At 73.2% G+C, this 14,276-nt stretch carries 13 protein-coding genes and 2 tRNA genes; 8 read left to right on the top strand and 7 right to left on the bottom strand.

What is annotated here, in order from left to right:
• Window positions 1-447 (top strand): carbohydrate ABC transporter permease (locus ACK8HX_RS06685; protein ID WP_411939899.1); only part of this gene is annotated, 447 nt, incomplete at its 5' end.
• The gene (locus ACK8HX_RS06690) at window positions 444-1,190 is read left to right on the top strand and encodes an SDR family oxidoreductase (RefSeq protein WP_411939900.1); all 747 of its coding nucleotides are present in this window, start codon (window positions 444-446) and stop codon (window positions 1,188-1,190) included. The genes ACK8HX_RS06685 and ACK8HX_RS06690, both read left to right, overlap by 4 nt.
• Window positions 1,191-1,313: 123 nt before the next feature.
• On the opposite strand, the gene ACK8HX_RS06695 is transcribed toward ACK8HX_RS06690, so the two are convergent.
• Window positions 1,314-1,403, bottom strand: a tRNA-Ser gene (locus ACK8HX_RS06695).
• 119 nt (window positions 1,404-1,522) lie between these two features.
• Between ACK8HX_RS06695 and ACK8HX_RS06700 the strand changes: the two genes are divergently transcribed.
• Both ACK8HX_RS06700 and ACK8HX_RS06705 read left to right on the top strand, forming a co-directional pair.
• Entirely contained in the window at window positions 1,523-2,104 is a 582-nt protein-coding gene (locus ACK8HX_RS06700) for a hypothetical protein (RefSeq protein ID WP_411939901.1), read from the top strand.
• Window positions 2,101-2,628, top strand: a complete 528-nt coding sequence (locus ACK8HX_RS06705) for a hypothetical protein (protein ID WP_411939902.1) — start codon at window positions 2,101-2,103, stop codon at window positions 2,626-2,628. The genes ACK8HX_RS06700 and ACK8HX_RS06705 overlap by 4 nt, the downstream gene beginning before the upstream one ends.
• Here the strand turns inward: ACK8HX_RS06705 and ACK8HX_RS06710 are convergent.
• On the bottom strand, window positions 2,562-3,833 hold the full coding sequence (locus tag ACK8HX_RS06710; protein WP_411939903.1) for a bifunctional glycosyltransferase family 2/GtrA family protein: 1,272 nt from the start codon (window positions 3,831-3,833) through the stop codon (window positions 2,562-2,564). The genes ACK8HX_RS06705 and ACK8HX_RS06710 overlap by 67 nt on opposite strands.
• A complete protein-coding gene (locus tag ACK8HX_RS06715; RefSeq protein ID WP_411939904.1) occupies window positions 3,830-5,875 on the bottom strand; it encodes a glycosyltransferase family 39 protein in 2,046 nt (681 codons plus the stop codon). Before ACK8HX_RS06715 ends, ACK8HX_RS06710 begins: the two co-directional genes overlap by 4 nt.
• Window positions 5,876-6,002: 127 nt before the next feature.
• On the opposite strand from ACK8HX_RS06715, the gene ACK8HX_RS06720 reads away from it, so the two are divergent.
• Window positions 6,003-6,545: a GNAT family N-acetyltransferase gene (locus tag ACK8HX_RS06720; protein WP_411939905.1), complete on the top strand. Its 543-nt coding sequence runs from the start codon at window positions 6,003-6,005 to the stop codon at window positions 6,543-6,545.
• Window positions 6,546-6,629: 84 nt separating this feature from the next.
• On the opposite strand, the gene ACK8HX_RS06725 is transcribed toward ACK8HX_RS06720, so the two are convergent.
• Window positions 6,630-8,099 (bottom strand): sensor histidine kinase, encoded by a 1,470-nt coding sequence (locus tag ACK8HX_RS06725; protein WP_411939906.1) that lies wholly within the window; start codon window positions 8,097-8,099, stop codon window positions 6,630-6,632.
• Window positions 8,100-8,123: 24 nt separating this feature from the next.
• Window positions 8,124-8,864, bottom strand: a complete 741-nt coding sequence (locus ACK8HX_RS06730; RefSeq protein WP_411939907.1) for a response regulator transcription factor — start codon at window positions 8,862-8,864, stop codon at window positions 8,124-8,126.
• 165 nt (window positions 8,865-9,029) lie between these two features.
• Here ACK8HX_RS06730 and ACK8HX_RS06735 point away from each other — a divergent pair, with 165 nt between their 5' ends.
• Both ACK8HX_RS06735 and ACK8HX_RS06740 read left to right on the top strand, forming a co-directional pair.
• Window positions 9,030-9,449 carry a hypothetical protein gene (locus ACK8HX_RS06735; RefSeq protein ID WP_411939908.1) on the top strand — a complete coding sequence of 140 codons (420 nt, stop codon included), beginning with the start codon at window positions 9,030-9,032 and terminating at the stop codon, window positions 9,447-9,449.
• 61 nt (window positions 9,450-9,510) lie between these two features.
• Entirely contained in the window at window positions 9,511-10,350 is an 840-nt protein-coding gene (locus ACK8HX_RS06740) for a methyltransferase domain-containing protein (protein ID WP_411939909.1), read from the top strand.
• Window positions 10,351-10,434: 84 nt separating this feature from the next.
• On the opposite strand, the gene ACK8HX_RS06745 is transcribed toward ACK8HX_RS06740, so the two are convergent.
• Window positions 10,435-12,252: a phosphoenolpyruvate carboxykinase (GTP) gene (locus ACK8HX_RS06745; protein WP_411939910.1), complete on the bottom strand. Its 1,818-nt coding sequence runs from the start codon at window positions 12,250-12,252 to the stop codon at window positions 10,435-10,437.
• Between the two features lie 373 nt (window positions 12,253-12,625).
• Here ACK8HX_RS06745 and ACK8HX_RS06750 point away from each other — a divergent pair.
• Window positions 12,626-12,698, top strand: a tRNA-Arg gene (locus ACK8HX_RS06750).
• 191 nt (window positions 12,699-12,889) lie between these two features.
• Here ACK8HX_RS06750 and ACK8HX_RS06755 read toward each other — a convergent pair.
• Window positions 12,890-13,936 (bottom strand): ATP-binding protein, encoded by a 1,047-nt coding sequence (locus ACK8HX_RS06755; protein WP_411939911.1) that lies wholly within the window; start codon window positions 13,934-13,936, stop codon window positions 12,890-12,892.
• Between the last annotated feature and the right edge of the window lie 340 nt (window positions 13,937-14,276).

The following is a 14,276-nucleotide window of genomic DNA, read 5'->3' on the forward strand; positions in this document are numbered from 1 at the left end:
ATGATCCTCAAGACCTTGAACCTGCTGGACAACATCTACATGCTCGCCATCGTCTACGGCGCGGTGAACCTGCCGGTGACCGTGTGGATGATGCGCTCGTTCCTGCTCGAGGTGCCCTTCGAGATCATCGAGGCCGCCCGCGTCGACGGCGCCGGGCTGTTCCGCGAGATCGTGCGGGTCGTGCTGCCCCTGGTCCTGCCCGGGGTCGCCGCCGCGGCGCTCATCACGTTCATCTTCTCCTGGAACGAGTACTTCCTCGCCACGCTGCTCACCTCCTCCGCCGCCCGCACGACCCCGCCGTTCCTCGGCTCGTTCGTCGACGGCCGCGGGCAGTTCCTCGCGGTGCTCTCCGCCGCGGCCACCATCGCCGCCCTGCCGGTCATCATCGCCGGCTGGGTCGCGCAGAAGCAGCTCGTCCGTGGCCTGTCGATGGGCGCCATCAAGTGACCGGAGCCGAGACCCGCGACCTCGCGGGCACCGTCGTCGTCGTCACCGGAGCCGGTGGCGGCATCGGCGGCGCCACGGCCCGCCTCCTCCTCGAGGACGGTGCGCGGGTCGTCGCCGGCGACCTGCGGGAGGACGCGGTCCGTCCGCTGCTCGACGAGTTCGGACCGGACCGGGTCGCCCTGGGGATCGGGGACGTCCGGTCGGCGGAGGCGTGCGACGCACTGGTCGCGGCCGGCGCCTCCGCCTTCGGGCGGGTCGACTCGGTCGTGGCGAACGCCGCGGTCGGGTTCTACGGCGGCATCCTCGACGTGCCGGCGGAGCAGCTCGAGCTCATGGTCGACGTCAACGTCAAGGGCACCGTGTGGGTGGCGAGGGCGGCGGTGCGCCAGTTCCGTGCCCAGGGCGGCGGCGGCGACCTCGTCATCATCGGGTCGGTCGCCGGGCTGCTGATCGGCGGCGGCAAGGAGGCCGTGTACGCCGCGACCAAGGGCGCCCAGATCAACCTCGGCACGGCGCTCGACCGCGAGCTGCGCCGCGAGGGCATCCGGACCAGCGTCATCGCGCCCGCGGGGGTCAACACCCCGTTCGCCGCGGCCGACGGGCGCTTCGGTGAGGGCGACCCGGCGGACGGGCCGTTCATGCAGCCCGCCGACATCGCGGGCGCGGTCGTGCACACGCTGCGCCAGCCGCGCCGGATGCGGACCGAGCTGTGGACGATGTGGAGCCTCGCCGAGGAGCACTGACCCCGGGCCGACATCGACCAATAGGGCGATCTTGTCCCGGGGCGCGGAGGCGGAGGGAGCCGGGCATCCCTCCGCTCCGGCAACGGAAAACCCCGGAAGCGAGCTCCCGGGGTTTCCGTTGCGCGGAGGCGGAGGGATTTGAACCCTCGATGGGCTTGAGACCCAAACCGCATTAGCAGTGCGGCGCCATAGACCGGACTAGGCGACGCCTCCAACGAAGGGACAGGTTAACCGGCGCCACCGTCGCCGGGCAAAGCGGCCCGACCCGCGGGCCGTCCGCGGCCCGGCGGTTCGGCGGACGGAGTCGCCGGTGGGCTGCCACACTGCCCGCCATGACCATCCCGGGGGGTCCGCCGGCTCCGGCACCCCACCCGCCTCACCCCGCTGCCCACCAGCCCGGGTACGCCTCGGCGGCTCCCGGTCCGTGGCCGCCCCCGGGCGCCCTCGCCTGGCCCGGGCCCCCGCCGGAGGCGCGCGACCGCACCGCACGGACCCTCGGCATCCTCGGCATCGTCGCGGGAGGTCTGGCGCTGTCGGTCCAGCTCGCGATGCTCGTCGTGCCGTTCGTCTTCATGGGCCTGCTCTTCGGTCTCGACGAGGGCCTCGTCGAGGACGGGCTCGGGTACCCGCCGTCCGCCGAGCGCGTCACCGGCCGCGTCGACCCCGCCTCCGACGGCTCCGTCCGAGGACGCGACCTCGCCGACCGGGTGGGGGACGCCGTGGCGCGCGACGTGCCGTGGACCGGCGACGTGCGCCGCCTCGAGTGCGAGGACGTCGCCCGGGTCACCCCCGACGTGTCGGTGCTGTGCACCGCCGGCGGCCAGGACCGGTGGTACGCCGTCGTCCGCTTCACCGCGACGAGCGGCGCGTTCGACGCCTACACCCTCTACGACCTCCAGGGAGAGAACTGGTGACCACCCCACCGGAGCAGCCCCTCGTCCCCCCATCGATGCCGCCCCAGCACCCGGGGCAGACCGGTCCGCCGCAGTGGCCGGCCCACCCGGCGTACGGGCCGCCGGGCTGGGGCGCGCCGGCCCCGGAGACCGAGTCGGCGCGGGCGGTGCGGACGGCCCGCACCGCGCTCGGCTGGTCCATCGGCGCGGCCGTGGGTGCCGGCCTCGCCCTCGTCGTCGCCGCCGTCGCCGCGGTCGCCGGGGCCGGCGGCGCCCTCGAGGACGACTACTACTACGAGACCCTCCGCGGCGAGGTGGTCGGCCTTCCGGCGGGCTCCCGGCTCGACGGCGACCGCCTCGAGAAGCCCCTCGACGACCTCCTGCGCGACGCCGGCGTCTCGCAGGTCGACATCGAGTGTCCCGTCACCGCCGCCGTCACCGTGTCGACCGTCGTGGTCTGCCGGGGGACCGTGGACGACTACGACTGGACCGGCGTCGTCGTGTTCGAGGACGACGAGGGGTCGTTCGCCGTCATCGAGCTCTGACGTCGTCGGCGCGCGCCGCGTCCTCGTGACGGCGACAGCCGCAGCGACGTCGGGGCGAACACCCACAGCTTCATCGCGAGGAACTTCACGGCCGTCGCGACCGCGGTGGTCACCGCGACGACGCCCGTCTCGACCCAGGTGGGCGCCTCGGGGTTCGCCGTGTGCAGCAGGTCGAGCCCGGCGGTCGTCATGGCGAGGGTGAGGGCGAGGACGAGCAGGCCCTGCACCTGCTGCCTCCATGCCCCCGACCGTCCGCGGACGCGGAACGTCCAGCGCCGGTTGGCCCAGGTGTTGGCCACGGCAGCGACGAGGAGGGCGGCGGCGTTGGCCGGCGCGGCCTCCATCCCCTGACGGAGGAGAACGAAGCCGCCGAGGTGGAGCACCGTCGACAGCACGCCGATGACGGCGAAGACGAGCAGCTCGCCCCCCATCGAGCGGGGCACCTCCGCCGGGCCACGGCCGATCCGCTCGGCGATCTCGTCGACCGGCAGCCGGTGGCGGGCCAGGGCGGTGCCGACCCGCCACATCCCGCGCAGGTCGTCGAGGGCGGTCGAGGCGAGGGCGACCCGGCTGTCGGGGTCGTCGTACCAGTCGACCGGGACCTCGTGGATGCGCAGGCCGCAGCGTTCGGCGAGCACGAGCAGCTCGGTGTCGAAGAACCACGTCGTGTCCTCGACGAGCGGGAGCAGCTCGCGGGCGACGTCGGCCCGGATCGCCTTGAAGCCGCACTGTGCGTCGGTGAAGCGGGCGCCCAAGGCGGCTCGGAGCAGCAGGTTGTAGCCGCGCGAGATGACCTCGCGCTTCGCGCCGCGCACGACCCGCGACGAACGGTGCAGCCGGCTGCCGATGGCGAGGTCGGAGTGGCCCGACAGCAGCGGCGCGACGAGCGGCCACAGGGCGTCGAGGTCGGTGGACAGGTCGACGTCCGTGTAGGCGAGGACGAGGGCGTCGGACTCGCTCCAGACCCGGGCGAGGGCGCGGCCCCGGCCCTTCTGCTCGATCCGCACGGCCCGGACGCCGGGGAGCGTGGCGCCGAGGTGCGTCGCGACGTCCCACGTGAGGTCGGTGCTCGCGTTGTCGGCGAGGGTGATCCTGAAGGGGTAGGGGAACGTCTCGACGAGGTGGGTGTGGAGCCGGTGCACGGAGGCCGCGAGGACGGCCTCCTCGTCGTGCACCGGGACCACGAGGTCGAGGACCGTCGTCACGACGCGCTCCCGGTGAGCGGCTGGGTGAGGTCGTAGAAGCTCTGCCCGCCGATCGTCACCTCCGTGAAGGTCGCGGCCACCCAGGTCGCGATCTCGCTCGAGGCGCTCGAGCCACCGTTCTGGCCGCGGAACCCTCCGCCCGCGAGGAACCAGTGGATGTCACCGTCGGCCACGTACTGCTGGAACTGCGCGAGGGTCGGGGCCGGGTCGGAGCCGTTGAACCCGCCGATCGCCATCACCGGCTCCTCCGTGGCCAGCTGCAGCCCTGCCGCGTTCTGCGACCCGACGGCGGCGGCAACCCAGCGGTAGGAGGCGGCATCGGCCGTGAGGGCCGAGACGACCTCGGCGTCGGGGGTCGTGGCGTCCAGGAGGCCGCCCATCCCGCCTTGTCGAGTTGCCGTCGTCGCGCCGGGTGGCATGCCACCGCCGAACCCACCGCGCATCCCGTCCCCGAACGGCCCGCTTCCGGTCGAGGGTCCCGCCGTCACGATCGAGCCGGAGTGCGCGCTGGCCAGGGTCGTGGCGCTGTACGCCGCGGGACCGGCCAGGGCCGCGACCACGGCGGCCACCGCCGCGGCCCGGACGGCGGCCGTGTGGAGGCGCCCGGCGAGCAGCAGCAGGAGGGCCGAGGCAACTCCGGTCGCGAGGACGACGAGGCGCAGCCAGCTGCCGTACTCCGTCGTGCGCGAGAGGAGGAGGAAGCCCCAGCCGGCGCCGAGGAGGGTGGCGACTGCGAGCACGACCGATCCGGTGAACCGGTCGCGGCGCGCCCACGCCTCGGCGGCACCCATCCCGACGACGGCGGCGATCGCCGGGGCCAGGGCGACGGTGTAGTACTCGTGGAAGATCCCTTGCATCAGGGAGAACGTCAGGGTCGTGACGAGCATCCACCCACCCATGACGACGTACGCCGCGCGGCGCGAGTCGGTGCGGGCGGCCCTGCCGCGGAACGCGATCCCGCCGACGAGGAGGAACAGCGCGGCGGGGAGCAGCCATGAGACCTGGCCCCCCACCGACGAGTCGAGCATGCGGAACAGGCCGACGCCCGCCGAGAACCCGCCGCCTCCGCCGCCATCGCCGACACGGCCCACCTCGGTGCCGTCGAGCCGGCCGAGGCCGTTGTAGCCGAAGGTCAGCTCGAGGAAGGAGTCGGCCTGGCTTCCTCCGACGTAGGGGCGCATCGAGGCGGGCACGAGCTCGACGAGGGCGACCCACCAGCCGGCCGACGCCACCGTGGCCCCGACCGCGGCGAGCGCCCCGAGGAGGCGGCGACGGACCGTCGTGTCCGCGAGCAGCATCCACGCGATGCCGAGTGCCGGGACGACGAGCAGCACCTGGAGGCTCTTGGTGAGGAAGCCGAGGCCGACGAACACGCCCGCCAGCGCCATCCATCGGATCGAGCCCCTGTCGACCGCTTGGAGGGTCGCCCAGGCCGCCAGGGCCATGAGCAGGGTCAGCAGCGCGTCGGGGTTGTTGAACCGGAACATGAGGACGGCGACGGGCGTGAGCGCCAGGGCTGCCCCGGCGACGAGGCCGGCCCCGGCGCCGAAGCGGCGCTTCACGGTGGCGTGCACGACCGCGACGGTGCCGACGCCCATGAGGACCTGGGGGAGGAGGATGGCGAAGGAGCTGAGCCCGAGCAGCCGCACCGAGAGCGCCATGACCCACAAGGCGGCGGGGGGCTTGTCGACGGTGATGGCGTTGCCCGCGTCGAAGCTGCCCCAGAGGAACGCCGACCACGAGTCGGCTCCCGCCTGCACCGCGGCGCTGTAGAAGGCGTTGGCCCATCCGCTCGAGGTCAGGTTCCACAGGTAGGCGCCGGCCGTCGCCGCGAGGAGCGCGAGGAGTGCCGGTCGCGCCCACGGGGGGTCGCCCTCGGGGCCGCGGACGAGCCGGCGTGCGCGGCCGGCCGCGGACCCACCGGGCGGCCGCTCCGCCTCGCCGGGCCGCGCCGGCGCCGTGCCGGCATGCGTGCCGGCATGCGTGCCGGCAGGGGTCGTCCGGGGGGCGGTGTCGGGCGCGGGCAGGGTCGCGGTGTCCATGTCGTCCACGGTCGGACGCCGCGCTGTGGCGTGGCTGTGGCGCCCCTGTTTCCCCTCTGCGAGTGCGCAACTGGTCGCGCCGACCACCACGTCTGCACTCGCCGGCGGTGGGTGGGAGGATGGCGGCGTGCCAGCGCCACCGCCCCGGGAGCCGACCTCCACCGACGCGGCGAACGGGTCGGTCGAGATCCGGCGCGCGCGGCCCGACGACCTCGACGTGGCGGGCGACCTGACGGCCGACGCCTACGTCGGCGCCGGTGTGATTCCGGCCGACGCCCCCTACCTCGCCTTCCTGCGCGACGCCGCGCACCGCGACCGCGAGGCCGAGCTGTGGGTGGCCGAGGTCGACGGTGTCGTGGTCGGCACGGTCACCTACGTCGAGCCGGGGTCGGCACTCGTCGAGATCGCCCGCGTGGACGAGGCCGAGATGCGGTCGCTCGCCGTGTCACCCGCAGCGACGGGTGCCGGAGTGGGAGAGGCGTTGACGCGCCACGTCATCGAGCTCGCGCGCTCGCGCGGGTACGGAGCGCTCGTCCTCAGCTCGTCGACGACGATGCACGCCGCCCACCGGCTCTACGGCCGTCTCGGCTTCGCGCGCCTCCCCGAGCGGGACTGGTCGCCGGTCGCCGACGTCCACCTCGTCGCCTACATCCTCCCCCTCCGCGAGTGAGCTCTCACCGCGAACGTGGGTGAAGATCGTCGGCCGGCCGACGATCTTCACCCGCGTTCGAGGGAGGCCCCCCGCGGATGCCGCTCAGCCGGAGGGGAGGAGCACCGAGAACGTGGTGTCGCCGGGGCGGCTCGCGAGCTCGACCCGCCCACCGTGCGCCTGACCGACGGCCGCGACGATGCTCAGCCCGAGTCCGGTCGAGCCCCCGGCGCGCGTCCGGGCGTCGTCGCCGCGGGTGAAGCGCTCGAACACGCTGGCCTGCAACGGTTCCGGCACCCCCGGCCCGTCATCGGACACCGAGACGCGCACGTGCCCGCCCTCGGGTCGCACCCGGGTGACGACCTTCGTTCCGGGCGGTGTGTGCGTGCGGGCGTTGGCGAGCAGGTTGGCGAGCAGCTGGTGGAGGCGGGCCCGGTCGCCGGGTACCTCCACGGGCTCCGCGGGGAGGTCGAGCTCCCAGGCGTGGTCGGGCGACGCGGCGTGGGCGTCGCTCACGGCGTTGACGGCCAGGAGGGACAGGTCGACCGGCTCTCGCTCGAGCGGGCGCCCCGCGTCGAGGCGGGCGAGGAGGAGGAGGTCCTCGACGAGCTCCTGCATCCGCAGGGCCTCCGACTCGACCCGGCTGATCGCGTGGGTCACGTTCTCGGGCACCGGTTCCCGCTCGCGGCGGGTCAGCTCGGCGTAGCCCCGGATCGAGGCGAGCGGCGTCCGCAGCTCGTGCGAGGCGTCGGCGACGAACTGGCGGACCTGGGTCTCGCTCTCCTGACGGGCCTGGAGCGCCGACTCGACGTTGTCGAGCATCGTGTTGATGGCGTGGGCGACCTGCCCGACCTCGGTGCGCTCGTCGGCGTCGGCCTCGGGCACGCGCACGGCGAGGGCGACGTCTCCGGAGTCGAGCTTGAGCCTGGAGACGCCGCGGGCCGTGGCCGCGACGCGGTCGAGCGGGGCGAGGCTGCGGCGGATGACGATCGTGCCGCCGAACGCCACCAGGGCCAGGCCGACGGCGGTCCCGCCGGCGACGACGGCGACGAGCCGCTCGGTGAGCTCCTCGACCGGGGCCGTGGACAGCCCGACGACGAGCAGGTCGCCGGTGGACAGCGCCCGCGAGGTCACGAGGTAGGTGCCGATGCCGTCGCCGAGGTCGATGCGAACGGGGGCCGAGCCGACCGCCACCTGGCTGAGCGTCGCGATCTGGGCGTCGGTGAGGACGGTGTACCGGCCCCGCTGGTCGACGACAGAGTTCACCGCCACGCCGAGGACGTCGACCGCCACCGCACCGGTCGACGTCAGCTCGAGGACGAGCGTGTCGCCGCTCCCGGGCGTGCGGAACGGGGCGCCGGGGAAGCCGGCCGGCGGCACGCGCGCGTCGCCTCCGCGGCGGTCGTCGACGCGGGTCAGCGACGTCTGGAGGTCGGCGGCGAGCTGGCGCTCGAGGTACTGCTGCGTGAAGACCAGGGTCAGGGCGCCGACGGCGAGCATGGTCAGCGCCAGCAGCGACAGCACCGACGCGAGGAGCTTCGTCCGCAGGGTCCAGCGGGAGACGGGGTGGGGCATGAGCCGGTCCTGGGACGGGTCCGCTCAGTCGGCGGGCTTGAGGACGTACCCGACGCCACGCATCGTGTGGATCATCGGGGTGCGGCCCGCGTCGATCTTCTTGCGGAGGTAGGAGATGTAGAGCTCGACGACGTTGGCCTGGCCGCCGAAGTCGTAGTTCCACACCCGGTCGAGGATCTGCGCCTTCGACAGCACGCGCTTCGGGTTGCGCATGAGGTAGCGCAACAGCTCGAACTCGGTGGCCGTGAGGTGGATGTCGGCGCCACCGCGGGTGACCTCGTGGCTGTCCTCGTCCATCGTCAGGTCGCCGACCACGAGGAGGGCGTTGGCGTCGTCGGCCGCGACGGTGGTGCGGCGCATGAGGGCGCGCAGGCGGGCCACGACCTCCTCGAGGCTGAAGGGCTTGGTGACGTAGTCGTCGCCGCCGGCGGTCAGGCCCGCGACACGGTCCTCGACGGCGTCCTTGGCCGTGAGGAAGAGGACGGGCACGTGGGGGTTCTCGCCGCGCATGCGCCGCATGACCTCGAGCCCGTCGAAGTCGGGGAGCATCATGTCGAGGACGACGGCGTCGGGACCGAACTCCTTGGCCGCGCGGACCGCCGCGACACCGCTGCCCGCGCTGCGGACCTCCCAGCCCTCGTAGCGCAGCGCCATCGAGAGCAGCTCGGTGAGGTTGGGCTCGTCGTCGACGACGAGGACCCGCACGGGACTGCCGTCGGGGCGCCTGAGCGCGGATGCCGTCTGTCGCGTGGTCGTCGTCGCCATGGTGTCCACTCTCTGCCCCTCCCCTTGGGGCGTGCCATGCGCTTCCTGTGACGAACCTGTGGGTCCTGTGAGTCGAGTGTGCCAGTGCGCTGAGGGTGGTGCCACAGGAGGGGCACAGGCCGCGAGCCGAGTCTCGGGAGACGCACCACGAGACCGGAGGACATCATGAGCCCGCACCACCCCACCCAGCCCGTCCCGCCGCCGCCGGAGTCCGGCGACCCCGTCGAGCCCGCCACGGCCGGTCCCGGCACGGCTCCCGCCGTGAGGCCGCCGCGCTGGTCGGGCCGGAAGACCGCCGTCGCGGCGGCCCTGGCCGTCGGCCTCGGGGTCGGTGCGGCGGCGGGTGCCGGGACGGCCGTCGCCCTCGGCGGTGGGGACGGAGGACGCGGCGACACGAGCCGGTTCGGGCCCGACGGTCCTGGCGGCCAGGGGTTCCAGGGGGGCCCCGGCGGCCGGCCGCCGGGCGGCGGGCAGGTACCCGGCGGTCGGGGCGACCGCGACGGCGAGGGCTCGACGAACCAGGACCCGGGCCTTCCCGGCGCGGGCCCGACGGACCCCGCGGACGGCACCTCGACGACGACCTGACCTCGCCACCCGCCGACCCGGGCCCTCGCCATCGGCCCTGCCCGGCCGCCACACTGGCCGCATGACCGACACCCCGGCGAGCCGCCCGGCCGGGTTCCGGCATGCCGAGATCGGGGTCGGCGGCGAGGAGCAGACGCGGGTGCTCGCCGGGATGCTCGACCTCCAGGCCCGCCAGCCCGCCGTCGTGCGGCTGCGCGAGTGGGCCCTGGCCCGCCTCGCCCCGGAGCCGGGTGAGACGGTCGTCGACGTCGGGTCCGGCGTCGGTGAGGTGGTCGTCCGGCTCGCGCGTGCCGTCGGCCCCACTGGTCGGGCGGTCGGGGTCGAGCCGAACCCGGCGCTGCGCGCCATCGCCGATGAGCGGGCGTCCGCCGAGGGTGCGGCATCCGCCACGTTCGTCGACGGGGTCGCGGGGGACCTGCCGTTCGACGACGGGTCGGTCGACGCCGTCACCTGCGAGCGCGTCCTGCAGCACCTCGACGACCCCGAGGGTGCCGTCCGCGAGATGGCCCGCGTCCTGCGACCCGGCGGCCGGGTCGTCCTCCTCGACTCGGACTGGGCGACCTCGGTCATGCACCCGGGCGACCAGGACGTCGTCGCGCGCTACCAGGCCGCGACCTGGGCCGGGTTCGCCAACCCGTTCTCGGGCAGGCGGCTGCGCAGCCAGCTGCGCGCCGCCGGGTTCGACGTCGACCCCGACATCGGGTCAGCGGCCCTCGTCCTCCCCGACGAGGCGCTGCGCGGCGGGATGATCGGGGCCGGTGGGCCCGGCGCCGTGGCGTCCGGGGCGGTGACCCGGGACGAGCTCGACACGCTCCTCGCCGACATCTCCGCCGCGGTCGACTCGGGCGAGGCGTTCGTCTCGGTGACGATGTTCGCCGCCGTGGGCCGCAAGCCGGCCTGAGCACCCGACCACGAGCCGGCCCCGGACGCGAGGAACCCCGCGGAGCGCGAGGCTCCGCGGGGCTCCCGCGCCGAGGGGCCGGCCTCAGGCGTTCTCGAGGCGCGCCCTGAGCGTGTCGAGCTCGTCGGCGAGCGGGGTCGGGAGCCTGTCGCCGATCTTGGCGAACCACTCCTCGATGAGCGGGAGCTCGGCGCGCCACTCGTCGGCGTCGACGGCCAGGGCCGCCTCGAGCTCCTCACGGGTCAGGTCGAGGCCCTCGGTGTCGAGCGACTCCGGGGTCGGCACGTGGCCGATCGGCGTCTCGACTGCGGCCGCCGTGCCCTCGATGCGCTCGATGGCCCACTTGAGGACGCGGCTGTTCTCGCCGAAGCCCGGCCAGAGGAAGCCACCGTCCTCGTCGCGACGGAACCAGTTGACGTAGAAGATCTTCGGCAGCTTGGCGGCGTCGGCGTCCTTGCCGAGCTCGATCCAGTGGTTGAAGTAGTCGGCAACGTTGTAGCCGATGAAGGGGAGCATCGCCATCGGGTCGCGACGGACGACGCCGACGGCACCGGTGGCCGCCGCGGTGGTCTCCGAGGAGAGCGTGGCGCCCATGAAGGTGCCGTGCGTCCAGTCGCGCGACTCCGTGACGAGGGGGATCGTCGTCTTGCGGCGTCCTCCGAAGAAGATCGCCGAGATCGGCACGCCGTTGGGGTCGTCGTACTCGTCGGCGAGGATCGGGCACTGCGAGATCGGCGTGCAGTAGCGGCTGTTCGGGTGGCTGGAGACCTCGTCGCTGTCGGGGGTCCAGGGCTCGCCCTTCCACGAGGTCGCGTGTGCCGGAACGTTCTCCAGGCCCTCCCACCACACGTCGCCGTCCTCGGTGAGGGCCACGTTGGTGAAGATGGAGTTGCCCTGCTCGATGGTGCGGATGGCGTTGGGGTTGGTCTTCTCGTTCGTGCCGGGGGCGACGCCGAAGAAGCCGAACTCGGGGTTGACCGCGTAGAGGCGGCCGTCCTCGCCGAACCGCATCCAGGCGATGTCGTCGCCGAGGGTCTCGACCTTCCAGCCCGGCACGGTGGGCTGGAGCATCGCGAGGTTGGTCTTGCCGCAGGCGCTGGGGAAGGCGGCGGCGATGTAGTGGACCTGCTGCTGCGGCGAGGTGAGCTTGAGGATGAGCATGTGCTCGGCGAGCCAGCCCTGCTCGTGCGCCATGGCCGAGGCGATGCGCAGCGCGTAGCACTTCTTGCCGAGGAGGGCGTTGCCGCCGTAGCCGGAGCCGTACGACCAGATCTCACGGGTCTCCGGGAAGTGCGAGATGTACTTGGTCTGCGAGCACGGCCACGCGACGTCCTCGGCACCGTCGGCCAGCGGCATCCCGACACTGTGGAGGCACTTGACGAAGTCGGCGTCGCGGTCCTCGATGGCGCGCAGCACCTCAGTGCCGACGCGGGCCATGACGTGCATCGAGACGACGACGTAGGCGCTGTCGGTGACCTCGACGCCGAACATCGGGGCGTCGCTGTCGAGGTGGCCCATGACGAACGGGATGACGTACATGGTGCGGCCGGCCATCGAGCCCTCGTAGAGCCCGGTCATGATCCCCTTCATCTCGTCCGGGGCCATCCAGTTGTTCGTGACCCCCGAGTCGGCCTCGTCGACCGAGCAGATGAACGTCTGGTCCTCGACCCGGGCGACGTCGCTGGGGTCGCTCGCCGCGTGGAAGGAGTTGGGCTTCTTGCTGTCGTCGAGGCGGGTGAAGGTGCCGGTGCGGACGAGCTCGGCGGTGAGGGTGTCCCACTCCTCGCTCGAGCCGTCGCACCACACGACGCGGTCGGGGGTGGTGCGGGCGGCGATCTCGTCGACCCAGGCCTGCAGGCCCTCGTGACTCGTTCCCGTCGTTCGCTCTGCCTGCGTCGTCATGGTCGATCCTTCCGCCGGTCCGGCTCTTCTGGTCGGCCACCACCCTCGACGCTGGCGCCCGGGCCCGCCTCGTGAGCGGTGGCTCGGCGCCCGCCGCTGGGAGCCTGAAATCACGGTAGGCCCGCCTACCGGGGGGTAGCCACCGTGGAAGCGTTTGCACCTTATGAGGCTCCTCACAGACTGGCGAGGGTGCTGAAAACTCTTGCAACGGGCCTGAAAAGGCAGGTCACGGGATCGTGGGTCCTTGCAGGGGACATCGGGGGGAGCCGGGGGTGATGCGCTCACGGCGGGGCCGTCGGGGCCGGTCGGGGCGGATTTCACGACCGGTCGGGGGCTCCGGTAGTCTGCTCTCTCGTTGCACCGAGCGCGACGGGCGCCCGTAGCTCAACGGATAGAGCATCTGACTACGGATCAGAAGGTTAGGGGTTCGAATCCCTTCGGGCGCGCACTGTGTTGAGACAGTAGGACAGGCCCCGGCCAGCGGAGACGCTGCCGGGGCCTTGCTCTCTCGACGAGGTCGCCGACCGGCTGCCCTGGACCGGGCGCAGCGTCGAGCGGCCACGGCTGCCCCGGTCGACCGGGCGGGCTCGGACGACCGCAACCGTCCGAGGTCGGGACGCGGAGCCCGAGCGAAGCCTCACGCGGCGGGCGGCGCCGGCGGATAGTGGTGCGCGAAGGCCTCGACGTCCGACGGTGGGGACCCCAGGTACACCACGATGCGGCAACCGGGGTCGCCCACGGCGATGCGCTCCTCGAGCAGGACCGAGGCGCCGTCAGGATGGTTCGCGGCGGCGATTCCGCCGAACACACTCGACGTCATCCTGCACAGGGCTGGAGCTCTGAGGACCACCTCGCCGAACGGGCACGCGGTGTTCTCCAGGACGATTCGGTCCGGTGTGGCCTCACGGACGCTGAACCCGCCGTCAATCGCGTGCTTCAGCCTTACGAAACAGCGACCGAGCTCCTCGGGGGAGAGGCGGCCGACCACCTCCTCGGCGAGGCGGAACTCGAGCTCCATCTGCCCGCCGACGTCGGTCCCCACCTGCGCCACCGCTGCCTCGGCTGCAGCGGGTCCGTGGTCGTACTCGACGGCCTGCGCGAGCTGGACGACCAGCGCGCGGAGAAAGGACTCCTTGCCGAACCCACCGTGGTCCTGTGCCTCGTCGAGTGCCGGGAGAGCCTCGTGATGCCGTCGTGGCGGGGCGAGCTGCGTCGTGGGGCGGCGTGGCACGGCAAGACGGACGGAGACGACCATCCCGGCGGCGCGCTTGGCGGCCACGACCTCCTCTGCGAGGGACTCCATGATGAGGAGCCCGCGCCCGGACTCGGCCAGCGGCTCCGCATCGGGAGTCGGCCTGTCCGGCTCCCCGGGTGCGTGTCCCTCGAGCGGCTCGACTCTCGTGTCGGGGACGGCCCCGGACGACCGAGATGGCTCGAGCAGTGCCGAGTCGAAGCCTTCGCCGAGGTCGAACACCTGGAGGACGGGGTGGTTCGAGCTCCACAGGAGCGAGACCCAGACCGGGCCGCCGGTGTGGCGTATGGCGTTGCCGACGGCTTCAGCCACCACGAGCTCTGCGTCCCAGACCGCCTCCTCGTTGCCCGCGGCCGCATGCCGGCTGAGGTAGGCGACGACTTCGTGGCGAAGGTCGGCGACGTGGTCGACACGGCCGAGGTACCAGTCCATGCGGCTCACTATGCGCCCTGGCGAGCCGAACAGGTGGCTCACGACCACCCGGGCATCGTTTGGTGGATGCGCTGCCGACAGGCTGGGGAGCTCGATGATCGTGGATTTCCCGCCGGACAGTTGCCGCGGGGCTTCTGGGCCGGGGCGGGTGAGTCCGTGGGCGTGGCCTCACGGAGGTGCGTGAGGTGGCCATCGCTGTGTCGAAGGTCTGGAACGGTGCCGCCGTCAGGACCGAACCGCGAGGCCGAGCGTTGTAGCGTGGCGGCCGGCGGGTGACCACCCCTCCAGAGGCCTGGCTGTTCAAGTCTCGCGGTGCGTAGGAGTGGTCACCCTGCCCCCC

The sequence above is a fragment of the Oryzobacter faecalis genome (assembly GCF_046764005.1).
Taxonomy (GTDB): Bacteria; Actinomycetota; Actinomycetes; order Actinomycetales; family Dermatophilaceae; genus Oryzobacter; species Oryzobacter faecalis.